The sequence below is a fragment of the Aliirhizobium wenxiniae genome, from assembly GCF_019511445.1.
In the GTDB taxonomy this organism is placed as follows: Bacteria; Pseudomonadota; Alphaproteobacteria; order Rhizobiales; family Rhizobiaceae; genus Neorhizobium; species Neorhizobium wenxiniae_A.
In genome coordinates, this window is the sequence record NZ_JAEUAN010000051.1 from 1 (window position 1) to 2176 (window position 2176).

At 55.6% G+C, this 2176-nt stretch carries 2 protein-coding genes; both read left to right on the plus strand.

The features are described from left to right. The coding region (locus JNB91_RS30155; protein WP_220329108.1) for a porin at positions 1-1037 on the plus strand (1037 nt) is incomplete at its 5' end. A 159-nt stretch (positions 1038-1196) separates the two neighbouring features. Next, the gene (locus tag JNB91_RS30160; RefSeq protein WP_220329109.1) at positions 1197-2150 is read left to right on the plus strand and encodes a tyrosine-type recombinase/integrase; all 954 of its coding nucleotides are present in this window, start codon (positions 1197-1199) and stop codon (positions 2148-2150) included. Positions 2151-2176 lie beyond the last annotated feature (26 nt).

Here is a 2176-nt window from a genome sequence, read left to right on the forward strand (position 1 = left end):
CTGCCGACGCAATCGTGGCTGCTGAGCCCGAGCCGATGGAATACGTTCGCGTTTGCGACGCTTTCGGCACCGGCTACTTCTACATCCCGGGCACGGAAACCTGCCTCAAGATCGGTGGTTACGTTCGTTTCCAGGTTGACGGCCGTTCGGACTTCGATCTGAATGCTCAGGAAGGCGGCTACCGCACGAACACCCGCGGTCAGGTTGCTGTTGAAGCCAAGAACGACACCGAATTCGGTACGCTCGCTTCCAAGATCACGCTTCGCGCCAACACCAACACCGACACCGACTTCTACCTGGAAGAAACCTACTTCCAGCTGGGCGGTCTCCGCGTTGGTCAGTTCTACAACTACTTCGATAACGGCCTTCCGGGCGAAACCGTTCTCTCCGACGGCGGTCCGTGGTCTAACGGCGGCCTGATGGGCGACACGCTGAACAACTCTGTTCGTTACACCTACGATGCAGGTTCGTTCTCGGTTTACGGTCAGGTTGATGCTTTCAACTCGGAAGCTGGTTGGAAGACCGACGACATCGTCGTTGGCGTCGATCCGGTTACCGGTCTTCCGATCGTTCGTGAAGACAACCGTGATGAAATCGGCATCAACGGCGTCATCACCGGCAAGTTCGGTGCTGTAACCCTCGACTTCTTCGCAGGTTACGACTTCGACGCTGAAGAAGCTGCTTTCGCTTCCACGCTGACGGCTGCTATCGGCCCGGGTTCGCTCGGCGTCTTCGCTGCTTACTCGACCGGTGCAAACCGTTACTTCGACGCAGCTGAGTGGACGATCGGCGCTGAATACGCCATCAAGGTCTCCGACAAGTTCTCGATCGCTCCTGGCGCTCAGTACTGGGACAACGTTGCATTTGACGGCAACGACCTCGATGGCGGCGACGCATGGCGCGTTGGTGTAACGGCTGATTACAAGATCACCACCAACCTGGCTGCCAAGGCAACCATCAACTACACCGATGTCGACAACGGTGTAGACTCTGACGACAAGTGGGACGGTTTCCTCCGCCTGCAGCGCTCGTTCTAATCTAAATATCTCGATAGCCCGCAGTCTTCTGACTGCGGGCTGTTGCTGTTCGGCCACGAACCAAAAAAACCGACCCGAAGCGCATCAGCTTTGGCCCAATGCCCATTGTAGTTCAACGTGTCCCGGTAATTCTTGTCGCTGTCGATCAGCGAGGGCGGGATGGGCAAGGAAACCGATAAAAAGATTGAGGCGCTTGACCTCTCTTCCATCGGCAAAACTTACGCTGTCAATTATCAGTTTAATGCCAGCGGTCCTATCAAGGTTGTTAAATCTACCCGACTTACCAAGCTCTTAGAGCTGTACGGGGACATCCTTTGGGAGCCAGGACGCCACAAGAAAAATGTGATCGCCTTCGTCAGTGAGTTGGATGAGATTCTTCTAGCTCAATCGTTTGACAGCTTCACGGACGAGATGGTCGACCGGCTCATTGGCGAACTACGCAAACGTGGCAACAGCAACGCAACCATCAATCGAAAGATGGCGGCGCTGAGCAAGTTGCTGCGGAAAGCGTTCAAGATGGGTGATATTCATAGCCTTCCAGAGTTTCGCCGCCAACGAGAGAAGGCAGGCCGTATCCGTTTCCTGGAGTATGACGAAGAGGATCGACTTTTCGCGGCCATCCGCAGCAAGGATGAACTCTATGCGGACTTGTGCGTGTTCCTTGTCGATACAGGTGCTAGGCTAGGCGAGGGCATCGGTCTGCGCTGGAACGATATTTACGAAAACCGCGCGACCTTTTGGATCACCAAATCCGGCAAAAGCCGTACCGTGCCCCTCACTCCCCGAGCCATTGACGCTATTCAAGAACATGCAGGCGCGCCTGACGGACCTTTCGCGAACATCGATCAACAACGCTTTCGCGCTACATGGAACGCCGCCAAAGGAGAAGTGGGCCTCGGAAGGGACGACGACGTCGTTCCACATGTACTCCGACACACGTGCGCCTCTCGGCTGGTGCGTGGAGGAATTGACATTCGACGGGTGCAGATGTGGCTCGGCCATCAAACGTTGCAGATGACGATGCGCTACGCTCACCTTGCCTCACACGACCTGGACGTGTGTTTACCCGTTCTTCTCCGAAGGCCATCAGAGCCGCCATCTGACGAGAAATAGTACTAACGACCTCCTGATTTTGACTG

Coding starts and splice junctions, on each gene's coding strand:
- JNB91_RS30160 (WP_220329109.1), top strand. CDS start 1,197: ATGGGCAAGGAAACCGATAAAAAGATTGAGGCGCTTGACCTCTCTTCC.